The organism is Bacillus sp. AY2-1 (genome assembly GCF_008368965.1).
Lineage (GTDB): Bacteria > Bacillota > Bacilli > Bacillales > Bacillaceae_G > Bacillus_A > Bacillus_A thuringiensis_S.
The window spans coordinates 1-684 of the sequence record NZ_QPEL01000344.1 but is presented as its reverse complement, the minus strand read 5'-3'; the positions used below and the strand labels follow the sequence as shown (position 1 = coordinate 684).

The following is a 684-nucleotide window of genomic DNA, read 5'->3' as shown; positions in this document are numbered from 1 at the left end:
CTATAAAACTAATATCATACTTATAAGAGGAATGATTGTGAGTTGGTTTGTATATACTTGGATCTGATGCTAAAGGTACATAAAATACACGATTACAACCTATTTTTTTATAAAAATCAATGATTCCAGAATCTTGCGTAAATACATAATCATAATCAAGAACAATATGTTGTGTAAGATCAGAGTAATAGGGATCATCTATTAACCATACTCCTACTTTAAAACCATGGGATTTAAATATAGGAATAATATCTTTAAAATCCTCATTTAAACCGTTTAAAACAAGGACAAAATCTGGTTTTATCCTAAATGCAGTTTTCATAGCATCTTTACTAGAAACCATTGTAACAGTTTGTACATTTTTTTTTAGACCGTTATAAATAGATGATTCTAATGTTGGATAATAAAATGGAATGCCCGATTGAATAAACAAAATCTTTTTGTTCTTAATATTCATATGTACCACCTTTATAATTACATATTCTATAAAGAAAAATATTACTAAAAACTGAGCTACATTTAACATATAAATGCCACTCAGTTTTCACAGAAAAAGCAAATCTACATTATATATATGTTTATTTATAAAACTTTAGAATATGAAAAAGCAACCCAAAAAATGAATTCCGAATGTGATTTCTTGTATATTTCATAACATATATTCTTTTGATTTGTACCTTTATT

The 684-nt window shown here is 25.7% G+C and carries 1 protein-coding gene; it reads right to left on the bottom strand.

All coding sequences use genetic code 11. The features are described 5' to 3' along the window. A partial coding sequence (locus tag DN403_RS30955; RefSeq protein WP_179958969.1) for a CgeB family protein occupies positions 1-457 on the bottom strand: 457 nt, incomplete at its 3' end. Between the last annotated feature and the right edge of the window lie 227 nt (positions 458-684).